Consider the following 20919-nt stretch of genomic DNA (forward strand, 5'->3'; position numbering starts at 1 on the left):
GAGCGCTCGAGGTCATGGACAAGGCGGCCCGGCACCTGCTGAACAGCCGTACCGGGCCGAGCTGGTTCTCCGATTCCCTTCGAGACCACGCGGACCGCCCCATCTCGGGCTTCTCCCACGGCACGGGCGGCATGGGGTGGGCGCTGGGGCTGGCGGGCGAGCTGCTCGCGGAGGACGCCTACGTACGCGCGGGCATCGAGGCCATCCGCTACGAGCAGGAGAGCTTCGACCCGGGCACGGGAGCCTTCGCGGAGCTGCGCGACCATTCCGCGTTCGACCTCCCCGCCGACGCGCCGCCCACCACGTTCTGGTGCTACGGCGCGATGGGCATCGGCCTCAGCCGGGTGCTGGCCGCCCGATGGCTGCCCGGGCCGCTCGCGCGGGCCGAGGTCGACGCGGCCCTGACGGTCACCAGGGCACACGGCTTCGGGCGCAGCCAGTGCCTGTGCCACGGCGACTTCGGCAACCTCGAACTGCTCCTGCAGGCGGCCACGCTCAGGAACGATCCCGGGCTGCGCGCGGAGGCCGTCGGCCTGGCGCACGCCTCCGCCGCCCGGCGGGAGTGGGCGTGCGGCACGGTGAGCGAGGTCCAGGTGCCGGGCCTGATGACCGGACTGGCCGGCATCGGGTACGGCATGCTCCGCGCCGCCCGGCCGGACCGCGTTCCCGCCGTGATCGCCCTGGAGCGTCCGGGCCACCCTCACCCCGTATCGGCACTCCCGCTGGCGCCCGACGCGGACACCAGCCCGGCGATGTAGTCGGAGACCGCGGCGACGGTCGGCTGCCGCCACAGCAGGGTGGTCGGCAGCGAGCACCGGAACCGTTTCTCCAGCCGCCGCCGGACCACCACCGTCAGCACCGAGTCCAGCCCCTGCTCGACCAGCGGCCGGTACGGCGACAGGTCGGTGGGGGCCAGCCGCATCTCCTTGGCGATCTGCGCGCCGACCTCTTCCAGCAGGAACGCGCGCAGCTCCGCCGGCCCCAGGTCGGCGATCGACTCGGCGGGCCGCACCCCGTCGGCGCCGTTGTCCGCGGGGGTCGGCACGTCGATCACCGGGTAGCGCAGTCCCGACAGCCAGCCGACGACGGCGCCGGCCTCGTCGGTCACCCGTACCTGCACCGTGTCGGCGCGCTCGGGGTCGAGCCACACCTCGATGTCCACCGTGCCCGGCGGCTCTCCGACCGCCACCAGCCGATCGACGTGCGTCACCATGCGCAGCAGCGGGTCGCCGGGGAACGCGCTCGGCGCCACCGACATCGCCGCGTCCAGGACGGGCGCCCACGTGGCGGCCGGCCCGCACCGTACCCGGGCACGCAGCGCGCCGTCGCCGCACAGCAGCTCCTCCACCTGCCAGTCGAACCCGGTCTCCGGTACGCCGACCGCGGCGAGCCGCTGTGCGACCAGCCCCGGGTCCACCGGCGCGAGCGGCCGGGCCGGTGGCGCGGGCGGCTGGCCCGGCGTGGCAGGCACCGTGGCGGTGGCGATCAGCTGCCAGGCGGCGTCCGGCTCGCCCGCCGCACGGGCGGCCAGCCGCAGTTCGGCTCCCTGCCGCACGACCTGGACCTCGCGGCGGTCGGCGGTCAGCAGCGGCGCCGACATCGTCACCTCGCCGAGCAGCCGGCCTCCGGCGGCGGCGAAGAAGGTCGCCGCGAGCACCGCGGCCGGCACGATCTCCACGCCCTCGATGGCGTGGCTGCCGGGATAGGGCCGCGTCCGGTCGTCCACGGCGGTCCGCCAGAGCCGTACGTCGGTGCCGGCGAGATCGACGCCGTCGCCGAGCAGCGTGTGGGTGTCCGGGTCGTGGCCGCGGCCGGCGGTATCCGGGGCCGACGGCGTACGCCAGTGCCTGCGGTGCTGCCAGGGGTAGGAGGGGAGCACGACCGGACCGCCGGCCGGCTGCAGCCGCCGCCAGTCCACGTCGAGGCCGGCGCAGTGGGCCGCCGCGACACTGGCCGGCAGGGTGACCCGCGGGGAGCGGTTGCGCCGCAGCGACGCGCCGACGAAGACCTCCTCGTGCCCGGCCGCGCCCAGCGTCTCCAGCACCGAGTGGGTGACCACCGGGTGCGGGGAGATCTCGACGAAGGCGCGGTATCCGTCGTCCGCGGCCGCCGCGACGGCATCGGCCAGGCGCACCGGCCGCCGCAGGTTGGCCGCCCAGTACGGGCCGGCGAAGTCATGGCTCGCCCGGGGATCGTCCAGCGCCGTCGAGTAGACGCGGATGCCGGGCGCGCCGGGCGCCAGGTCGGCCGCGGCGGCGGTCAGGTCGGCCAGCAGCGGATCCATCTGCGGCCCGTGGAAGGCCACGTCCGAGGCGACCCGGCGGGCCGGGATGCCCTGCTCGAGCCAGCCGGCCAGCACCTCGGCGACGGCGTCCGGATCGCCGGAGACGACCGTCGAGCCGGGCGACGACGCGATCGCGGCGACCACGTCGGTACGCTCTCCCAGCAGCCGCGCCGCCTCGGCGAACGGCAGCTGCACCATGGCCATCGCGCCGCGGCCGGCGACCCGCCGCAGCAGCCGGGACCGCCGGCAGATCAGCCGGGCCCCGTCGAGGCGGCTCAGCGCCCCGGCCGTGACAGCGGCGGCGATCTCGCCGACCGAGTGGCCGATGACCGCGTGCGGGCGCACCCCGTACGCGCGCCACAGCTCGACGAGGCCGAGCTGCATCGCGAAGATCATGGTCTGGATCCGGTCCACCCCGGTCAGCTCGTCCTCGGTGAGCACCTTCCGCGGCGAGAAGCCGATCTCGGCGGCGAACACCGGCTCCAGCTCGTCGATCACCGCGGCGAACGCCGGCTCGGTCTCCAGCAGCTCCCGGCCCATGCCGGCCCACTGCGAGCCATGCCCGGAGAACACGAACACCGGGCCGGGACCGGGGTCGATGAGCACCAGCCCGGTGGTCACGGCCTCGTGCGGGGTGCCGGCCGCCAGGGCGCGCAGCCGCTCGGCCAGCGCGGCCGGATCCTGCGCCGCCACCACCGCCCGGTGCGGCAGGTGGGCCCGGCGCAGCGCGAGCGTGTGCCCGACGTCGGCCGCCGGCAGGCTACCCGCGACGCCGGCGAGGTTGCCGGCGGCCTGCCGCAGCGCCGCCTTCGTCGCGGCGGACACCGGGAACAGCCGGCCCGCGGCCCCTTCGGCGCGCGGTCCCGCGGCCCACTCGGCGGACGGCTCTGCGGCCCTTTCGGCGGATGCCGCTGCGGTCCCTTCGGGGGACGGCCGGGACGGTGGGGCCTCTTCGAGGACGACGTGGGCGACGGTGCCGCCGTAGCCGAAGGCGGAGACCGCGGCCCGGCGCGGGTGCTCGGAGCCGGGCCACGGCGTCGGCGCGCCGACCACCCGCAGCCCGGCACCCTCCCAGTCGACGGCCGGCGTGGGCGTGTCGAGCCGGCTCGGCGGGATCTGGCCGCGTTCGAGCGCCAGCACGGCCTTGACCAGGCCGGCGATGCCGGCGGCGCCTTCGAGGTGACCGATGTTGGATTTGGCCGAGCCGATCAGGCACGGCTGCTCCGGCGGCCTGCCCGCCCCGTACACGGCGCTCAGCGCGCCGGCTTCGAGGGGGTCGCCGACCGCGGTGCCGGTGCCGTGCGCCTCGACGTAGCCGACCGTGCCCGGCTCGACGCCCGCCTGCCGCAGCGCGCGGCGCATGACGTGCTCCTGCGCCTGCCCGCACGGCGCCATGATGCCCGCGGTGCGTCCGTCCTGGTTGACCGCGCTGCCGCGGATGGTCGCGAGGATGCGGTCCCCGTCGCGTACGGCGTCGGCGAGCCGCTTGAGCACCACGACCGCCGCGCCCTCGCCCCGCCCGTACCCGTCGGCGGCGGCGTCGAACGACTTGCTGCGCCCGTCCGGCGCGAGGGTGCCCGCGGCGTCCAGGGTGAGCGTCTCGCCCGGCGACAGGATGAGGTTGACCCCGCCGGCCAGCGCCACGTCGGTCTCGCCGGCCCGCAGGCCCTGCACGGCCAGGTGGACGGCGACCAGCGACGCCGAGCACGCCGTGTCCACCGCCAGGCTCGGGCCGCGCAGGTCGAGCGCGTACGACACGCGGTTGGCCACCGCGCAGCCGGCGGCGCCGATCCCGGTCCACGCCTCGATGTCGGGCAGGTCCTCCAGCAGCCGATGCCCGTAGTCGCCGGTGCAGACGCCCACGTACACGCCCGCGTCCGTGCCGGCCAGCGCGTCCGGCGACACCCCGGCGTGTTCCAGCGCCTCCCACGCGGTCTCCATCACGAGACGCTGCTGCGGGTCCATCAGCTCCGCCTCGCGCGGCGAGAGCCCGAAGAACTCCGCGTCGAAGTCGGCCACCCCGTCCAGGAAGCTGCCGTGCGCGAGGGTGCGGCGCACGGCGGCCGCGTACGACGGGCCGCGCTCGGCGTAGTCGCGCCAGCGGTCGGCGGGCGCCGGTCCGCTGGCGTCCCGTCCCTCGCAGAGCAGGTTCCAGTACTCCTCCGCCGAGCCGACGCCGCCAGGCAGGCGGCAGCCGATCCCGATCAGCGCGATCATCTCGACCGGTCGATCCATCACACCTCACCCCGTATCCGCGCCCACACGGGCGACTCGAGAATCTCCACGACGGCGCCCGAGATCGTCACGCCCGGCCCGAAGCCGAACATCAGCAGGTGGTCGCCGGGTTCGAGGGCGTGGGCGCGGACCAGGTGCTCCAGCGCGAGGATCTGGTCGCTGGCCCCGCAGTGGCCGATGGTCCGGCCGAAGTCCCAGGCCGACCGGGACGCCGGGATGCCCAGCCGATGCTCGCAGATCTGGTCGGCGATCTCCTGGGAGGTGTTCATGCACGCCACCCGGGTCACGTCCGCCGCCTTGATCCCGGCCTCCGACAGGGCGCGGTCGATCACTTCGGCCATCCGCTCGTCCAGGGTCACGAGGACCCCGGTCCCGTCGCCCTCGACGACCGCGCGCCGCCGGAACACGTCGTTGTGCGCCGCGAAGTCCACCGTGCGGCCCTCGGTGACGCCGGGCGGGAACAGCGGCTCGGCGCAGCGGTGCATCTCCTCGGCCTCCGACACCGACATCGTGCACACCGACGCCAGCCGGGCGAACCCCGGCTCGGTGTCGAGCACGAGGGCGCTGCCCGCGTCACCGGCGACGGCCGCGGGCAGCATCCGCCACCGGTCGACGAGCGGGGTGCCGTAGTTGTCGGCGGCGACCAGCAGCGCCGCCTGGCGGCCGGGGGCCGCGCGCAGGTAGCTCGCGGCCAGCTCCAGGGCGGCGAACATGCCGTTGCAGCCCTGCTTGAGCTGGGTGGACAGGACGCCGTCGCCGACCAGGTGGCGTTGCACGTACGCCTGGGGCGGCCAGCCCTCCGGGCCCTGGTGCCAGGTCGAGACGTACAGCAGCAGGTCCAGCTCGGTGGGGGAACGCCCGCTGCGGGCCACCGCGCTCCGCGCCGCCCGTAACGCCATCTCCGGCGGCGGCACATCACCGGCCACCGCGACCGCGGCGAGCCGGTGCAGCTCGACCTCCTCGGCCGGGTACCACCCCGCCGCCACGGCATGCTCCACGCTCACCGTGGCAGGCAGGTACGACCCGACCCCGCTGATGTACATGTCCGCCGTCTCCATGCCGCCTCCCGGGCTGGTCGAACTCGGTCGTCGATGCGGGCGCCCGCTCAGCCGCCGGGGGCGTACTCCTGGGGCACGTCGAGGATCCGCAGGACGGCGCAGGCCATGGTGGTGCCGGCGCCCAGCCCGACGAGCAGCATGTAGTCGCCGCGGGCCAGCGCCCCCACGGACAGCAGGTGGTCGAGGGCGACGAACTGGTCGCTGACCCCGAGGTGCCCGATGCGCGCGCCGTAGTCCCAGGTGGTGTCGGCCAGGGTCAGCCCGAACCAGTTCACCCCCCGGTGCTCCAGGTCGTCCCAGCGCCCGTGCGGGAAGGCCACGCGCGCCACCTCGTCGAGGGTGATCCCCGCCTCCTTGAGCGTGCGGTCGACCAGCCCCATCAGCGTCGTCTGGATCGCCAGCATGACGCCGGCGCCGTCGCGGGCGAAAAGGCGCTTGCGGAACTCCCGGTTGCGGGCGGCGAAGTCGAGCGGCCGGCCCACGGTCGCGTCCGGCGGGAACATCGGCACGCCGCCGTCGTTGACCGACTCGGCTTCCGGGAGCACGACCACGTTGACCGACCGCAGCTCCGCGAAGCCCGTGTCCGTGGTGAGCAGCAGCGCGCACCCGGCGTCGCCCATCACGTTGCCCTCGATCATGCGCCACCGGTCGACCAGCGGGGTGCCGTGGTTGTCGGCGCCGACCAGCAGCGCGCTGCCGCCCGGCCGCAGGTAACCGGCGGCGAGCTGCAGGGCGCTGAACAGCCCGCAGCATCCGTGCCGCAGCTCGACGGACAGGACGTCGCCGCCGATGAGGTGCTGTTGCAGGTAGTACTGCGGCTGCCAGCCCTCCGGCCCCTGGTGCCAGACGTCGGCGTACAGCATGAGGTCCAGGTCGCGGGGTGACATCCCGCCGGAGCGCTCGAACGCGTGCCGGGCCGCGCGCAGCGCGAGCTCCGGCGCCGGTACGTCGCCGGCGACCGCCGCACCGCCGAGGCGGAAGTACTCCATCTCGTCGGCCGGGTAGCGGCCCTCGGCGACGGCCGTCTCGACGCTGACCACCGGCGGCAGATGGACGCCGATACTGCGCAGGTAGATGTCGGGTGTGCGCATCCGTCCTCCTTCAGCGGTGCGAAAGGCCGAGGGGCCTCACTGGGGGCCGGCCGTCGTCACGGGGTTCTCCGGCCCGTCGCGCAGCAGCAGCATCGGATCGCTCAGCTCGTACAGCCCGCACATGGGAGGGCAGGCCTCGTAGCCGAGGAGCCGCTGGATGTCCTCGGGGTAGCCGCGGACGGTGTCCAGCGGCAGGGACAGGTAATGGTTCTCCTCCTGGCGGAGGTTGCCGAGGTCGTAGGCGTACGACAGGCCGGTGCGCGGCGCGCCGGAGGCGTTGACGCCGGCGCCGTGGTAGGTGCTGCCGAGCCAGAGCAGCGCGGCGCCGGGCCGCATCTCGGCGGGGACCGCCTCGTCGTCGCGGGGCGCCCGCTCGTCGTCCCACCGGTGGCTGCCCGGGATCACGCGGGTGGCCCCGTTGCGCGCGGTGAACTCGCTCGCGGCGACCATGACCTGCACTCGGCTCTCGGGACCCGGGTGGGTGCGCAGGTGGGCCGTGTCGTCCCGGTGCAGCCCCTGGAGCGGCACGCCGGGCCTGATCTGGATCGCCCGCGAGATGCCGAGCTGGATCGTCGGGACCAGCTCCACGCGCTGCTCGCCGAGCCAGGCTCGCACCGGGCGCTGCAGGAAGTGCCGCGCGCAGCCGAGGAAGTGCGGCTGCCGCATGATCGTGATCGAGTGCCGGCTCCGGCGTACCAGGCCCGGCAGGATCCGGGTCTTCTCGCCGACCAGGCGGCCGTCGCCGTCCGCCTGGCGTTCCAGGTCCGGGCCCAGGTCGTCCCACAGGCCGCGGAGCGTGCCGGCGTCGACGAAGTCCTCGATGATCACCGCTCCGTCCCGCTCGACCACGTCGATCGCCTCGTCGAGCGGTGCCGACGCGGGCAGCGTGGTCAGCCTGGGATCACTCATCGCGAAGCCTCCTGTCCGGGGCGGCCGAACCATCGGGTGAGGGCGTCCCGCAGCGACGCCGGGCCGGCGGGGGTGCTCCAGGCGACGAAGCCGTCCGGCCGGATCAGCAGGGCGTCCGCCGGGGCTTCGGCGCATTCGGCCGTGACCACGTCGACCCGGTCGGCCCAGGGTCCGGCGAGTGCCCGCAGCTCGGGGGCGGCGCCGAGGTCGAGCAGCAGCGCCCGTCCGGTGCGTTGCAGCTCCGCCAGCCGTACGGGGCCGCCGGCGCGTCGCAGCCGCAGGTCCGGGCTGTAGCGCCCGACCAGCGGACCGGTCAGTGACGGGTCGCCCATGTCGTAGCTGATGTGCAGGTCGTCGACCAGAGAGGTGAGCTGGCGGTTCGCCTCGTCGCGGAGCAGCAGCTCCGTGAGCAGCCGGCGCAGCGCGTCGACGTACGGGCCGGGGCGCATGAGCGCGATCGAGGCGCGCTGGATCTCCAGCGTCTGCTCGCCGATCGGGTGCCGCTCGGAGGTGTAGGTGTCGAGCAGGTCCTCCCGGCACCAGCCGCGGGCGACCGCGGCGAGCTTCCAGCCGAGGTTGAGGGCGTCTCCCAGCCCGAGCCGCAGTCCCGGGCCGCTCCAGTGCGAGTGGACGTGCGCCGCATCGCCGGCGAGCAGCACCCGCCCGCTGCGGTACGTCTCGGCCTGCCGCGCGTTGTCGGTGAACCGGGTGATCTTCTTGACCTCGGTGACCGTCACCTTGGTGCCGCTGAGCCGGCGCAGCGACTCCTGGAACTCCTCGAGCGTGATGGGGGCGTCCCGGTTCGCCGGCGGCCCGTCGAACTCCAGGGTGATGAACCGGGGCGGTCCCTCCTCGTACACCAGGAGCCCGGCGTCCTTGCGGAACCAGCCGGGCAGGTGGAACTCGGGGTCGTCGATCTCGGCGAAGGCGCGGTATCCGGCCGTGACGCCGTCCGTGCCTGGGAAGGCGATGCCCGACAGCTTCCTGACCAGGCTCCGGCCGCCGTCGCAGCCGGCGAGCCATTCGGCCTCCATCCGGTACGGCCCGTCCGGACCGTCGACGTCGAGACGGACCCGGTCGTCGTCCTGGGTGACGCCGGTGACCGTGTGGCCGCGCCGTACCTCGATGCCCAGGTCCGCCGCGCGCCGCGCCAGGTCCTCCTCCAGGAGCTGCTGGGGCACCAGCAGGTCTGGAGATTCCGGGCGGAGCAGGAACATGGTGGCGAAATGCCGCGCGCCGGGGAACGCCTTGGGGAGCAGGCTGTCCGGCCGCCGCTCCCCCTCGGTGATGCGGGCCTGCTGCTCGGGCGTCAGCGGCGCGGCGGGCGCTTCGGTGACCCCGATCATGAGACCGCGACGGTCCATGATGTCGATGGCCCGCCCGGTGATGCCCTCGGCCTTCGGGCGCCATTCGATCGCGGGCAGCCGTTCGAGCACCACCACCGGGACGCCGTGCAGGGCCACCTCGCACGCGAGCATGAGCCCCACCGGTCCCGCGCCGACAACCGCGACCTGCGCATGCGGATACGCCATTAACACCTCTGCTGGAGGAAAGAACGAGCCTGCTGAAAAAGTGCCGGGTCGCCACTCACTGACCGGCGATACTCACGGCGGTTCGCAACGTGAGCGTTGACAGATGTGCCTCCGGGCGGTCAGCGCCGATGCTAATCGGATGATCCATAAATGACTAGTGGTGTCATTTTTCGGACTCACCATGCATAATCATCACCGCCGATGATCAACGGCGTGCCGGGCACGCAGGTGGGAGGTTGCCGGATGAGCAATGGTCGGCAGGCCCAGCCGTTGGAGACCGACCGGCCCAATCCCTTCGACCCGCCCGCCGGACTGCGGAAGCGAGCCCCGCTCAGCCGGGTCGCCTATCCCGACGGGCACGTGGGCTGGGTGGCGACCGGCTACGCCGTCACCCGCGCCATCCTGGCGGACCCGCGCTTCAGCACCCGGCGCGAGCTGCTGCACCAGCCGGTCGGCCGCGAGCGCGCGCACCAGCGCCCGACGCCCGCGGAGCCGGGGATCTTCCCCCACATGGACCCGCCCGAACACACCCGGTACCGCCGCCTGCTGAGCCGCCACTTCGGCTCTCGCCGCGTCGCCGAGCTGACGCCCGCGATCCGGCGCTACACCGAGCAGGCGCTCGACGCCATGCAGGCCGGCGGGCCGCCCGCCGACCTCGTCGCGTCGTTCGCCGTTCCCGTCCCGGCGCTGGTCATCTGCGAGCTGCTCGGCGTCCCGGCGCGGGACCGGCACCTGATCCAGGCGGCCACCGCGGTGATGAACGACCTGGACTCCACCCCGGGCCAGACCGCCGAGGCCGTGATGTCGATCACGGAGACGGTACGCGGCCTCCTCAAGCGCCTGCGCGCCGGATCCGGCCCGCCGGACGACGGGCTGCTGGCTCACGCCGTGGCGACCGGCGACCTGAGCGACGACGAGCTCACCAACCTCGGGATGGTGCTGCTGGCGACCGGCCATCTGCCCACGTCGAGCATGCTCGCGCTCGGGGCGTTCGCCCTGCTGACCGATCCGGCCCGGCGAGCCCGCCTGCCCGCGGACCCCGAGCTCGCCGGGCCGGCGGTCGAGGAGCTGTTGCGGTACCTGTCGATCCTGCAGTTCGACGTGCGGCGCACCGCGCTGGCCGACGTCGAGATCGGCGGCCAGGTCATCGCGGCCGGCGAGACCGTGGTGCTGGCGCTGCCGGTCGCGAACCGGGACCCGGAGCGTTTCCCCGACCCCGACACGCTGGACCTGGCCCGCTCCGCGACCGGGCACCTGGCGTTCGGGCACGGCATCCACCAGTGTCTCGGCCAGCATCTCGCCCGCGCCGAGCTGCGCATCGCGCTGACCGCGCTCTTCGAGCGCTTTCCCGACCTGCGCCTGGCCGTTCCGGCGGCCGAGGTGCCGACCCGCGACCGGATGGCGGTGTACGGGGTGGACCGCCTGCCGGTCGCCTGGGGCGCCGCTCCGGCGGACCGTTCGAGCGAAGGGTGACTTCGGATCATGCGTTACAGGACCTTGGGCGAGTCGGGCCTGCGGGTGTCGGTGGTCGGCCTGGGCTGCAACAACATCGGCTCGCGGATCGACGTCACCCGTACCAGGGAGGTGGTGGACGCGGCGATCGAGGAGGGCGTGACGCTCTTCGACACCGCCGAGGCGTACGGCGCGGTGCCCGGCGCCTCGGAGGAGATCCTCGGCGAGGTGCTGGCCGGCCGGCGGGACCAGGTGGTGCTGGCCACCAAGTTCGGCCGGCCCGGCGACCAGGGGGCGGCGGGCGGGACGCTGGGCGGCCGGTCGTACATCCGGCGCGCGGTGGAGGGGTCGCTGCGCCGCCTGCGTACCGACTACATCGACCTCTACCAGTACCACTTCCCCGACGGCGTCACCCCGATCGAGGAGACGCTGGAGGCCCTGACCGAGCTGGTGCGTGAGGGCAAGGTGCGCTACCTCGGCAGCTCCAACTTCGCCGGCTGGCAGATCGCCGAGGCCGCGCACGTGGCCCGCGCGAGAGGATGCGCGCCGTTCGTGTCGGCGCAGAACCACTGGTCGTTGCTGGAGCGGGGCGCCGAACGCGAGGTGGTGCCGGCGGCCCGGCACCACGGGGTCGGCGTGCTGCCGTACTTCCCGCTGGCCCACGGGCTGCTGACGGGGAAGGTGCGGCGCGGGCAGGAGCCGCCGGCCGGGAGCCGGCTCGCGGAGCGTCCCCATCTGGTCACGCCGGAGAGGCTGGACCGGGTGGAGGCGCTCACGTCCTGGGCCGACAAGCACGACCGGTCCCTCCTGGACGTGGCCGTCGGCGCGCTGGCCGCGCTGCCCGGCTGCGGCTCGGTGATCGCCGGTGCGACCGCCCCGGAGCAGGTCCGGGCCAACGCGGCCGCCGGCGACTGGGAACCGACCGCCGAGGAGCTCGCCGAGATCACCGGGCTGGTGCCGCTCCCCGCGGCCGTTTGACAGAAAGGGTCAGGACGAACGGTCGCGGGAGTGCCGGAACAATCGGGAAACTGCCGCGATCGATATCGGTCGCGGGCTTTCCATGACCACGCGGCGGACCACCGTTGAATTGAGCCCGCCGCCGGTCGTGGTCTCCTTCTCCTACGTCCTGACCCGCCCGCCGGCCGCGACCGGCTCCGCCTCGGGACCGGCGGCCGGGGTGGCGGCGCTGCGCAGCGGGACCTGGCGGATGAAGAAGGCCAGCACGATGCCGACGGCGGTCACGGCCGCGCCCCAGGTGAACAGGGTGGTGATGCCGTCGGTGACGGCCTGCTGGAACAGGTGCTGCGCTGCTTCGGGCAGGGCCCGCAGCGCTTGCGGGGTCATCGAGGTGGCGGAGGCGGCCACGTTCTGCGCGGCCGGCCCGGCGCCGGCCAGGGAGTCGGCCAGCTGGCTGGTGTAGACGGCGCCAAGCAGGGAGACGCCGAGTGAGCTGCCCATGTTGCGCAGGAAGGTCGACACCCCGGTGCCCGCGCCCATGTCGCGCAGGTCGAGGCTGTTCTGGGCGATGAGGGTGCTGGTCTGCATCAGCGCGCCCATGCCGGCGCCCAGGACCACCATGTAGAGGGCTGTCATCGTGGTGCTGGTGCCGAGGTCCACGGTGGCGAACAGGGCCAGGCCGGCGGTGACGAGGACGGAGCCGATGATCGGCAGCGACTTGTAGTGCCCGGTCCTGCTGATCAGCGCGCCGCCGGCCAGGCTGACGACCATCGCGGCGATCATCATCGGCATGAGCAGCAGGCCGCTGTTGGTGGCCGAGGAGCCCTGGACGAACTGCTGGAACTGCGGCAGGAAGCCCGTGGCGCCGAACATGGCGAATCCCGAGATGAAGGCGACCGCGCCGGCGAGGGAGAAGTTGCGGCTCCTGAAGACCCGCAGCGGCATGATCGGCTCGGCTGCGCGCCGCTGGACGATCACGAAGGCGGCGAACGCGGCCACCGCCAGCGCCGCCAGGCCGAGGATCTGCGGCGAGCCCCAGTCGTACTGGGTGCCGCCCCAGCTGGTGATGAGCACCAGCGCGGTGATCCACACCGTCAGCAGCGCGGTGCCCCACCAGTCGATCACGGCCTTGCCGGTGCCCTTGGGCAGCTTGGCCAGGGTGATCCAGCACAGGACCAGGGTGACGGCGCCGAGCGGCAGGTTGACGTAGAAGGCCCAGCGCCAGCTGAGGTTGTCGGTGATGAAGCCGCCGATGAGCGGGCCGCCGATCATCGCCACCGGCATGGCGGCCATCATCACGCCCTGGTACTTGCTGCGGTCGCGCGGCGGGATCATCTCACCGATGATCGACAGCACGCCGACCATGAGGCCGCCCGCTCCCAGGCCCTGCAGGGCGCGGAAGCCGATCAGCTGCGCCATGTCCTGCGACACCCCGCACAGGACCGAGCCGAGCAGGAAGATCGCCACCGCGGCGACGAAGATGATGCGGCGGCCGTACAGGTCGCCGAGTTTGCCCCAGATAGGCGTGGCCACGGTGGAGGCCAGCACATAGCCGGTGGTCACCCACGCCAGGTGGTTCAGGCCACCCAGCTCGCCGACGATGGTCGGCAGCGCCGGGGCGACGATCATGTTGTCCAGCATCGCCAGCAGCATGGCGATGACCAGGCCGCTCATGGTCACCAGGATCTGGCGGTGACTGAACCCCAGCCCCTCCTGCTGTCCTGTCGCCGGAGGACCGGCCGCGTCGTCTCTTGCCATCATCGCGCTCCCGTCAATGCAAAGAACTTACCTGCCGGTCAGCAAGCGTACTTGCTAACCGGCCGGTAAGCAACTGCGTCAACGGTCGTCGAGCTGGTTGATCCGGTCGCGCATGTCGGCCGTGGTGTTCTCATGAGGGAACGGCTCGTCCGGGACCGGAAGGCCGAGCGCGGCACACAAGGGCTCCCAGCCGTCGGCCGGCTGCCATTCCAGCAGCCGGTGCGCCGGCACGGCGGCGCGGACCTCGTCCAGGTGCCGCTCGTAGGCCGCGATGACGTTGTCGCGGTCGAACGGCTCGTCGAACGCGGCGCCGAACATGGCCCGCATCATCTCCCCCACGGCGCGGACCTGCTCGGGGGTGCCATAGGCGAGCAACGGCGGCCGCCCGCCGGCGACGTCCCCGGACCAGATGCGACGCGCCCCTTCCAGCACCGTCTTGTCCATGCTCCGGTACCAGTGCTCGGGGCTCTCCCGCCGGGACAGCAGCACTAACGCGTCCGGGTACGCGGCGGACAGTTCACGCCAGAACCACGACACCGGCCAGTCCACCCCGGCGGCGTATCCTCCCAGGAAGCGGTGCCAGTCCGGCATGACGCCCGCGTAGGCGTCGCGCCAGACCGCCGCGTCATCCAGCCGCCCGAACAGCTCCCTCATGTGGTAGCAGGGCGCCCCGAGCAGCCGCTCCAGCGCCGCTTTCAGCGAGGTCGTCCCCGTACGCGGAAACCCCGCTCCCACGACTCGCAGACCCATTCCGGCCCTTCCTTTCCGGATCATGGCGATTCGGCCGCGCCAGATCCTCGACGGTTGCCTACCGGTCGGTCAGTAACCCTACTTGCCGACCGACCGGTAGGCAACTGGGTGTAGACTTCGACAAGAGCTGAGCTCGGGAGCAAGGGAAGAGCGATGACGAAGACGGGACAGGTGACGGCCGCCCGGCGCAAGGGCAGCCAGACGCGGGCCGACATCCAGCAGGCCGCGCTGTCGCTCTTCACCGAGCGCGGCTACGACGCCACCTCGATGCGCGAGATCGCCGAGCAGCTCGGCATCACCAAGGCGGCGCTCTATTACCATTTCGACAGCAAAGAGGCCATCGTCCTCAGCCTCTTCCAAGAGAACATGCGCGCGCTCGACGACCTGCTCGACTGGGCCGCGAGCCAACCGCTCACTCCCGATCTGCGCTCGGAGTTCCTGGGCCGCTGGATCGACCAGAGTGCCCGGCAGGGGCTGCGTACCATGCGGTTCGCCGTCGCCAACCATGCCGCGCTGCGCGCGGTGATGCCCCCGCGGCAGGGCGGCCCGGTGGAGCGCATCGGCCGGGCGGCGCAGGTCCTGCTCGGCCCCGACGCGCCGCTCACCGACCTCCTGCACGTGCGCATGGCGCTGCTCAGCGTGCACAACGCCGTGGTGGCCGCCCAGGGCACCGACGCCACCGACGACGACATCCTCGCCCTCGCCACGCGAGCGGCCACGCTGCTGGTCGGTGACCTGTTCCCGGCACCACGGCTCCCCGCCCCCGAGTGAGCACGCGGGGGCCCGTGCCGATCTGCAGCGCGAGCAGGCACTTCATCCGGCTGAACTGCGCGAACTCCTCGCCGCTCACCTCGGCCCTCTCCAGGACGTCCCTCGCGGCGGCGATGCAGACGGGCTTCGCGGAGTCGTAGCCGGGCTCCCGGCAAGCCCGCGCGCCCTCGCCGACGAGCGCACGTGGGCGACTACGTCCCCGCCAGGCTCGCGATCTCCTCGCCCGACCCGCCGTCCACCGCCACCCGCCCCGCCGCGACGAGCCCGTCCAACACCCGCGAGAACTCGAACAGCTGCAGCCCTGACATCGCCTGAAGCTTGCGCAGCTCGGACTTGCCGTTGGCGCGCAGCGCGTCCAGCAGCACCTGCTCGGCGGGCGGCGCCTGCTCGAAGGCGGGCCGCAACGACTCCACCAGCTCCCGCAGCACCTTCTCACCGATCAGCGCCTGCAACGAAAGACCCAGCACGTACGACTTGACCTGCTCGGGAAGGGTGGCCTCCCGCCCCGAGCGCAGGGACGCGATCCGATCCTCGACCACCTTGACCTCGGCGGGCGTGAAGTTCTGCAGCGCCGCCACCGCGTAATGGAACAGCGCGTCCGCGCCCCGCTCGAACGGGAACCCGCCCATGATCTCGCCGACGCCCCTGGATCTGATCCTGGCCCGCCCCCGATCCACCGCCCGGTCGGCGGCCGACAGGATCACCGTGAGCACCGCGCTCGGCCCGACCCCGATCACCTGGTTGCCCGCCGTGACGTTGAACAACGAGCTGCGGAACAGCGCCCCCGACCCGAACCCCGCCACCAGCACCTGCGTGAACGTGACGCTCTCCCCCGCGGCGCCGAAGGTCCACCCGAACTGCGTGACCGTCCACAACGCCGCCGCCGCGCCGCCCGCGTTGACGCCGACGTAGAAGGCCGCCGGCACCGACCACAGTGCGCCGGCGGGGTTGTCGCGGTACCGCGACACCAGCTCGGCCAGCGCGACGAGCGCGCCGATGAGGACGACGGCGAGGAAGGACACCCACATGGCTCACACCTCGCGATACAGGTGGACGACCTCGTCTCCGGGAGGTCCCTTGACGGTCACCAACCCGTCCTCTGTCAGCTCGGCCAGCACCGCCGTGAACTGCAGGAACGACACCCCTGCCCGGTCCTGCAGCTCCGCGATGCGCATCTGGCCGCCGGCGTCGACCAGCGCCCGGACGGTCTCGTGGGTTCGGGGCGAGCCCAGGGCGCGGCGGAACGCGGAGCCCCCGCCGTCCTCGCCCGTGGCCCTCGAGAGGTCGTGCACCGAGCTGTCGCCCCGCCGTGGCGGCGGAGGGACGTTCGACGGTCCCGGGAGGCGCTCAGACGACATGGCAATCCTTCTCTCAGCCTGCGCTCACCTTGCGGCAGCCGGTAACCGGTGTCAATGGCTACCGGCACGCCTGGCGTCAGCGCTTCTCCACCGCCCGTGCCACGGGGTCGTACACGCCCGTGGTGTCGGCCGCGAGGGCCGCTCCGGGCCGGCCGTACTCGCGTGCCGGATCGCCGGGCGCGCCGGTCGCCCGCGCCCAGGCCGGGTCCTGGCCGCGTACGAACCCGACCAGATCGGCGTGCATCAGCGTGGCCAGGCCGGCGGGCGGGTTCGGGCCGAGCGCCTGGGCGACGCCAGGCGCGTCGAGCACGTCGAAGAAGAACGGGAGGTCGGTGCAGTGCGCGGCACCGCCGAGCACGGGAGACGGCCATTCGAAGGAGTACAGCCAGGTCCCGGCGACGGCCCGGCGGCGGGCGGCCGCCGTGCGCGCGCAGGCGGAGCGGAACAGGGTGTCCGTCACGCGGGTGCCCGCCGCGCGGGCGGCGGCCCTCGTCTCCTGCGGGGCGCCGCCGTCGAACTCGTCGCCCGTCGCCCCGAGCAGCACGGGCACGTCGTGCCCGTGGACGGCGAGCCCGTCGGCGATGGGCACCGGCAGGAGGTCGTCGCCGGCGCACGGGCCGAGCACGAGCCTGCCGCCGCTCTCGTCCCGCAGGTCGATGACCGCCTGCTGGATCTGCTCCACCGTGCGGCTGCCGAACCCGGTACGCGTCGGCGGCACGCCGAGCCGGCGCCCGAGCCGTTCGAGGAGGTCGCGGGCGGCGTCGGCGTCCCCGCCGAAGATGCCGCCGGACAGGCTGACCGCGCGGTGGAAGCGGCCGCCGCCCGCGGGTGAGGAGAGCAGCGCGAGCACCGCCGCGCCCCCGGCCGACTGGCCGGCGACGGTGATCCGGTCCGGGTCGCCGCCGAAAGCGGCGATGTTCTCCCGCACCCAGTCCAGGGCGAGCAGCAGGTCGCGCAGCCCGAGGTTCGGGTGAACGCCGTCCAGCGGGGCGAATCCGTCGACGCCCAGCCGGTAGCCGACGGTGACGCAGACGACGCCGTCGCGGGCGAAGGCGCGGCCGTCGTACCACGGGCTGGCGGGGCTCCCGGCCAGGAAAGCGCCACCGTGGATCCACACCATGACGGGGAAGCCGCCCCGGTCGCCGTCCGGGGCCGGGGCGACGATGCCGAGGTTCAGCACGTCGTCGCCCGGTATCGAGGGCTCCGGGATGGTCGTCGTGGCGAACAGCGGCACCCGCTGCGAGGTGGCGCCGTGCCGGGACGCGTCGAACGGCTCCGTGAACCGGCCGCGTGGGACCGGCGGGGCGAACCGCCGCGCCCCGGTGGGTGCTTCGGCGTAGGGGATGCCGAGGAAGCGCCGTACGTGGCCGGCGCGACGGCCGATGATCGTGCCCGCGGGAGCGTGAACGGTGACCGGCTCGCCGGGCGCGTGGAATGAGTCCATCCGATCATCCAACACCGCTCACCGCATCTCCGTTCCGGCGAGGCCCTGAGCACCAGCACGGGCGGCAACACGGCAGGCGGGGGCGAGGCGATCAGCCCAGCGACGCCTTGTCCGGCGTGCGGACGCGCGACGCGGCGGCGAGGGGGACCCTGGAGGGGACGGGGACGCCGAGGTCGGCCCACACGACCGCCGGAGGCGGCGGCCGGCCGCGCGCATCGATGCCTGCATCGACCATCATCTCGGCGACCCCAGCCTGGGGCCGTCGAGCGTCGCCGCCCGGCACCACATCTCCGTACGGACGCTGCGCGTGCTGTTCGAGAGGCAGCCGGAGACCGTCAGCGCCACGATTCGGCAGCACCGGCCGGCACGCTACCGCGCCGACCAGCGGCTGCGGGCCCGGGCAATCGGCGAGCTGGGGGTTCAGGACCGCCGCGGAGTTCAGCCGCGCCGCCTACGGCCTGAGCCCGACGGACCACCGCCGGCAGGCGCTCCCGGAGGACGGCCCGAACCGGTCGCGGGGCACGGCGTGCGCGGGCGTGCCGGGTCCCGGCTCGGCAGGTGTCCGGGCATGACGCTGCCGACGAACCCACACACCCGCCCCCGCGCGTATCCGGCGGCCTCGACCGTGGTGCGGGAGGAGGCGAAGTCCCCGTCCTGCGGTGTGGCCACGATGGCGGCGTCGCGGGTACCGGCCACCCCGCCGCCAGGGGCCCTCTCGATCGAGTCGTCAACGGTCTCGCGGAGCGGCGCATGAGTATGCCTGAGCCGCCACGGACTCCTCCGGTTCCTCCGGCGCCCGTCCCGGGAGCGGGACTGCCGGCGCGGCCGGTTACCGGGCCTGGCTCGCCGGATCCGGCGCGGGCCGCCCGTCCGCCTGCCGAGGCGTTCGTCGTCCGGATCAAGGCGGGCACCGTCGCGCGCAGAGGCAGGGGCAGCTGGCTGGTCCGGGCCGTGACGATCTTCGTCGCGCTCGGGGTCTGGTACGTGGCGCGCCCTTGGTTCTCGTCATCACCGCGACCTCCGGCCGACCGATTCGGCGAGTCCCTGGGCGACAGCGGGTTCGCCCTGCTGCAGGTCGTCGCGTACCTCCTGTTCGGCCTGCCGATCCCTTCGCCGGGCAGCGCCTGTCCTGGACCGCTGCCCGTTCCCCATGGCGTGACAAGGCCACCGACACCATCGGCCTGTGCTGCCTGGACGAGCTCAACACCACTCCGGGCCACCTCGACGCCGCCCTGCGCCACTTCGCACCCCGGCCCAGGCCCCCTGGCCGGTGATGTCGAGCGGCTCCCGCTGTCCCGGTGGTCCCCTCGTACTCGGCTATTCCTGAGCCAGCGCCGCCCGGACGCCCGGCTCGACCGCCGCGCGGAAGGCGGCGTCCAGTTCGGCGGGTGTGGCGGCGCTCTCGCCGTCCAACCACGCCCGCAGCAGCCCCATGAACGCGCCGACCACGCACACCACCAGCAGGTCCAGGGAGGCCGACGCCCGCGCGCCCGCGGCCAGCAGCTCGTTCCTGACCACGGCCGAGAGCAGTTGCTCGCCGCGCGCGTACACCTGGCCGCCGCCACGCCGCCCCAGCAGCGCGCGCACCAGCCGCCGCTGCTCCCGCACGTGCTCGAACATCGGCAGGCTGAACGCGAAAAGCTCCCCCGATCGGGTAGCTGGTACCGGATGGAGGAACACGAGCTCGTCGAGGTTGCTGAACAGCACGTCCTGCTTGTCCGTGAAATGCGAGTAGAACGTGGACCGGCCCACGTCCGCACGGTCGATGATGTCCGTGACGGTGACCGCGTCGTACCCCTTCTCCAGGATCAGCGTCACGAGCGCCTCCTGGACGATCCGCCGCGTGCGCCGTACCCGCCTGTCTCCGGACACTTCCTCGCCCTCTGTTCGGTACCGCACAACACGGCCGATCTGCTCGTTGCTCCGCTCGCCATTATGAACGCATCATTCGTAACTGAACACCTTGTTCATCATTGGGAGGTACCACCATGGGCATGGGAAAGCTTCTGCACACCCACGAAGAGCACGCCGCCGCCGGCGGCACCATCGACCACCCGCGCGCCTACGACACCTTCGTCTCGATCGGATTCCTGGGCGGCCGCCGCGCCGCCTACACCCGCGTGGCCACGGCGGCCAGGCCACGAGCCGGAGAGCGCGTCCTGGACGTCGGCTGCGGCACCGGCTACCTCAGCCGGATCCTCGCCCCGGTCGTCACACCCAGCGGCCACGTCACCGGCGTGGACCCATCACCCGCGATGATCGAGTACGCTTCCCGGCACGCTCCGGCCAACTGCACCTATGTGGAAGGTTCGGGCCAGGATCTGCCGTTCCCCGACGGCTCGTTCGACCTGGTGATCTCCAGCCTCGCCGTCCACCACATCCCCGCCGAGGCCCGGCCCGAGGCGCTGCGCCAGATGTTCCGCGTGCTACGGCCCGGCGGCCGCCTGCTCATCGCCGAATTCCGCCCACCTGCCAAGCCCCTGGCCCGGCGCGTCGTCGGCGCCCTCACCGGCCCCGCCATGCGGCACGATCCCCGCGACCTTCTCGGCACCATGATCCCCGACGCCGGTTTCCAGGTGGAGTCCGAGGGCGACCTGCCGTACCTGCTCTACTACGTCCGCGCCACCCGGCCATAGGCGGGCGGGGGCGAGACCACCGGCCACGGTGGGAGCGGGGCACGCGTCAGTAGCGGGTCCCGGCGCGGATCTTCCCCCGCGTCGCCACCCGCCCCCGCGTGCCCCCTACGGCGCGGCTCCGGGACTCACAGGACGGGCCGGCTGGATCTTTCTGCCCTGGTCAACGGCCGTCCCAAAGGACCATCGGAGGACAACGACCGGGACTTTCGGCCCTACTGCGGCCATCGGAGTCCCGCCACCATGGAGCAAGGGGGATCCGGCTGGAGGCGGAGATGAACACAGAACGTGCCAATCCAGACCTATACATGGACCATTTTCAACTTTCCGAGCAGGCGATGAACGGCGCCGCGAAGGTCACGGTCAGTGGGGAGATCGACCTGGCCGCGCTGCTACCGCTGCAGGAACTGCTCTTCGGCACGATGAACGGCCCGAGTTCGACCACCGAGGTCGACCTGGGCAACGTGTCGTTCATGGACGCGTCAGGAATCACAGCGCTCATCCGGGCCGACGACAAGGCCCGAGACGTCGGCGGACGGCTGCATCTGTCCCATGTGCCCGAACGCGTCTTCCGCCTACTGAAGATCTTCGACCTGGATCATCGATTCTCCATCCTGGCTTGATCACGCCGCGGGTGTGACGAGCAGGCTCGCCCACCGTGGCGGAGAGCTAAGGCGAACACGCCGC

At 73.1% G+C, this 20919-nt stretch carries 19 protein-coding genes; 7 read left to right on the plus strand and 12 right to left on the minus strand.

Going from position 1 to position 20919, the window contains the following annotated elements; all coding sequences use genetic code 11:
- Window positions 1–14 precede the first annotated feature (14 nt).
- Entirely contained in the window at window positions 15–758 is a 744-nt protein-coding gene (locus HD596_RS46050; protein WP_185075641.1) for a lanthionine synthetase LanC family protein, read from the plus strand.
- On the opposite strand, the gene HD596_RS46055 is transcribed toward HD596_RS46050, so the two are convergent.
- The 5 genes from HD596_RS46055 to HD596_RS46075 are packed head-to-tail and all read right to left on the minus strand — an operon-like array spanning window position 701 to window position 9109.
- Window positions 701–4519 carry a type I polyketide synthase gene (locus HD596_RS46055; RefSeq protein ID WP_185075642.1) on the minus strand — a complete coding sequence of 1273 codons (3819 nt, stop codon included), beginning with the start codon at window positions 4517–4519 and terminating at the stop codon, window positions 701–703. The two genes, HD596_RS46050 and HD596_RS46055, sit on opposite strands and share 58 nt — an antisense overlap.
- Window positions 4519–5577 (minus strand): ketoacyl-ACP synthase III family protein, encoded by a 1059-nt coding sequence (locus HD596_RS46060; RefSeq protein ID WP_185075643.1) that lies wholly within the window; start codon window positions 5575–5577, stop codon window positions 4519–4521. Before HD596_RS46060 ends, HD596_RS46055 begins: the two co-directional genes overlap by 1 nt.
- A gap of 47 nt (window positions 5578–5624) precedes the next feature.
- Complete coding sequence (locus HD596_RS46065; protein ID WP_185075644.1) at window positions 5625–6668, minus strand: ketoacyl-ACP synthase III family protein; 1044 nt, start codon at window positions 6666–6668, stop codon at window positions 5625–5627.
- Window positions 6669–6704: 36 nt separating this feature from the next.
- Entirely contained in the window at window positions 6705–7577 is an 873-nt protein-coding gene (locus HD596_RS46070; protein WP_185075645.1) for a phytanoyl-CoA dioxygenase family protein, read from the minus strand.
- Window positions 7574–9109, minus strand: a complete 1536-nt coding sequence (locus HD596_RS46075; protein ID WP_185075646.1) for an FAD-dependent monooxygenase — start codon at window positions 9107–9109, stop codon at window positions 7574–7576. The genes HD596_RS46070 and HD596_RS46075 overlap by 4 nt, the downstream gene beginning before the upstream one ends.
- A 243-nt stretch (window positions 9110–9352) precedes the next feature.
- Between HD596_RS46075 and HD596_RS46080 the strand changes: the two genes are divergently transcribed.
- Window positions 9353–10582 carry a cytochrome P450 gene (locus HD596_RS46080; protein ID WP_185075647.1) on the plus strand — a complete coding sequence of 410 codons (1230 nt, stop codon included), beginning with the start codon at window positions 9353–9355 and terminating at the stop codon, window positions 10580–10582.
- A 9-nt stretch (window positions 10583–10591) separates the two neighbouring features.
- Window positions 10592–11539, plus strand: coding sequence for an aldo/keto reductase (locus tag HD596_RS46085; RefSeq protein ID WP_185075648.1), 948 nt, complete (start codon window positions 10592–10594; stop codon window positions 11537–11539).
- 141 nt (window positions 11540–11680) lie between these two features.
- Here HD596_RS46085 and HD596_RS46090 read toward each other — a convergent pair whose 3' ends face one another.
- Both HD596_RS46090 and HD596_RS46095 read right to left on the minus strand, forming a co-directional pair.
- Window positions 11681–13279: an MDR family MFS transporter gene (locus HD596_RS46090; RefSeq protein WP_221519892.1), complete on the minus strand. Its 1599-nt coding sequence runs from the start codon at window positions 13277–13279 to the stop codon at window positions 11681–11683.
- Between the two features lie 75 nt (window positions 13280–13354).
- On the minus strand, window positions 13355–14026 hold the full coding sequence (locus HD596_RS46095) for a sulfotransferase family protein (protein WP_246555337.1): 672 nt from the start codon (window positions 14024–14026) through the stop codon (window positions 13355–13357).
- Between the two features lie 153 nt (window positions 14027–14179).
- Between HD596_RS46095 and HD596_RS46100 the strand changes: the two genes are divergently transcribed.
- Window positions 14180–14797: a TetR/AcrR family transcriptional regulator gene (locus HD596_RS46100; protein ID WP_185075649.1), complete on the plus strand. Its 618-nt coding sequence runs from the start codon at window positions 14180–14182 to the stop codon at window positions 14795–14797.
- A 14-nt stretch (window positions 14798–14811) separates the two neighbouring features.
- The gene (locus tag HD596_RS64315) at window positions 14812–14937 is read left to right on the plus strand and encodes a hypothetical protein (RefSeq protein ID WP_281398321.1); all 126 of its coding nucleotides are present in this window, start codon (window positions 14812–14814) and stop codon (window positions 14935–14937) included.
- 51 nt (window positions 14938–14988) lie between these two features.
- On the opposite strand, the gene HD596_RS46105 is transcribed toward HD596_RS64315, so the two are convergent.
- The 5 genes from HD596_RS46105 to HD596_RS46125 all read right to left on the minus strand — a co-directional run bounded on the left by HD596_RS46105 (window position 14989) and on the right by HD596_RS46125 (window position 19471).
- A complete protein-coding gene (locus HD596_RS46105) occupies window positions 14989–15825 on the minus strand; it encodes a hypothetical protein (RefSeq protein ID WP_185075650.1) in 837 nt (278 codons plus the stop codon).
- Window positions 15826–15828: 3 nt separating this feature from the next.
- Window positions 15829–16155 carry a hypothetical protein gene (locus tag HD596_RS46110; RefSeq protein WP_185075651.1) on the minus strand — a complete coding sequence of 109 codons (327 nt, stop codon included), beginning with the start codon at window positions 16153–16155 and terminating at the stop codon, window positions 15829–15831.
- A 76-nt stretch (window positions 16156–16231) separates the two neighbouring features.
- Window positions 16232–17599 (minus strand): carboxylesterase family protein, encoded by a 1368-nt coding sequence (locus tag HD596_RS46115; RefSeq protein WP_185075652.1) that lies wholly within the window; start codon window positions 17597–17599, stop codon window positions 16232–16234.
- 91 nt (window positions 17600–17690) lie between these two features.
- Window positions 17691–17837 carry a hypothetical protein gene (locus HD596_RS46120; RefSeq protein ID WP_185075653.1) on the minus strand — a complete coding sequence of 49 codons (147 nt, stop codon included), beginning with the start codon at window positions 17835–17837 and terminating at the stop codon, window positions 17691–17693.
- Window positions 17838–18916: 1079 nt separating this feature from the next.
- Window positions 18917–19471, minus strand: a complete 555-nt coding sequence (locus tag HD596_RS46125) for a TetR/AcrR family transcriptional regulator (protein ID WP_221519893.1) — start codon at window positions 19469–19471, stop codon at window positions 18917–18919.
- Between the two features lie 122 nt (window positions 19472–19593).
- Here HD596_RS46125 and HD596_RS46130 point away from each other — a divergent pair, with 122 nt between their 5' ends.
- Window positions 19594–20235: a class I SAM-dependent methyltransferase gene (locus tag HD596_RS46130; RefSeq protein ID WP_221519894.1), complete on the plus strand. Its 642-nt coding sequence runs from the start codon at window positions 19594–19596 to the stop codon at window positions 20233–20235.
- A 272-nt stretch (window positions 20236–20507) separates the two neighbouring features.
- Window positions 20508–20855: an STAS domain-containing protein gene (locus HD596_RS46135; RefSeq protein ID WP_185075655.1), complete on the plus strand. Its 348-nt coding sequence runs from the start codon at window positions 20508–20510 to the stop codon at window positions 20853–20855.
- Window positions 20856–20919 lie beyond the last annotated feature (64 nt).

The organism is Nonomuraea jabiensis, from assembly GCF_014204795.1.
Classification (GTDB): domain Bacteria; phylum Actinomycetota; class Actinomycetes; order Streptosporangiales; family Streptosporangiaceae; genus Nonomuraea; species Nonomuraea jabiensis.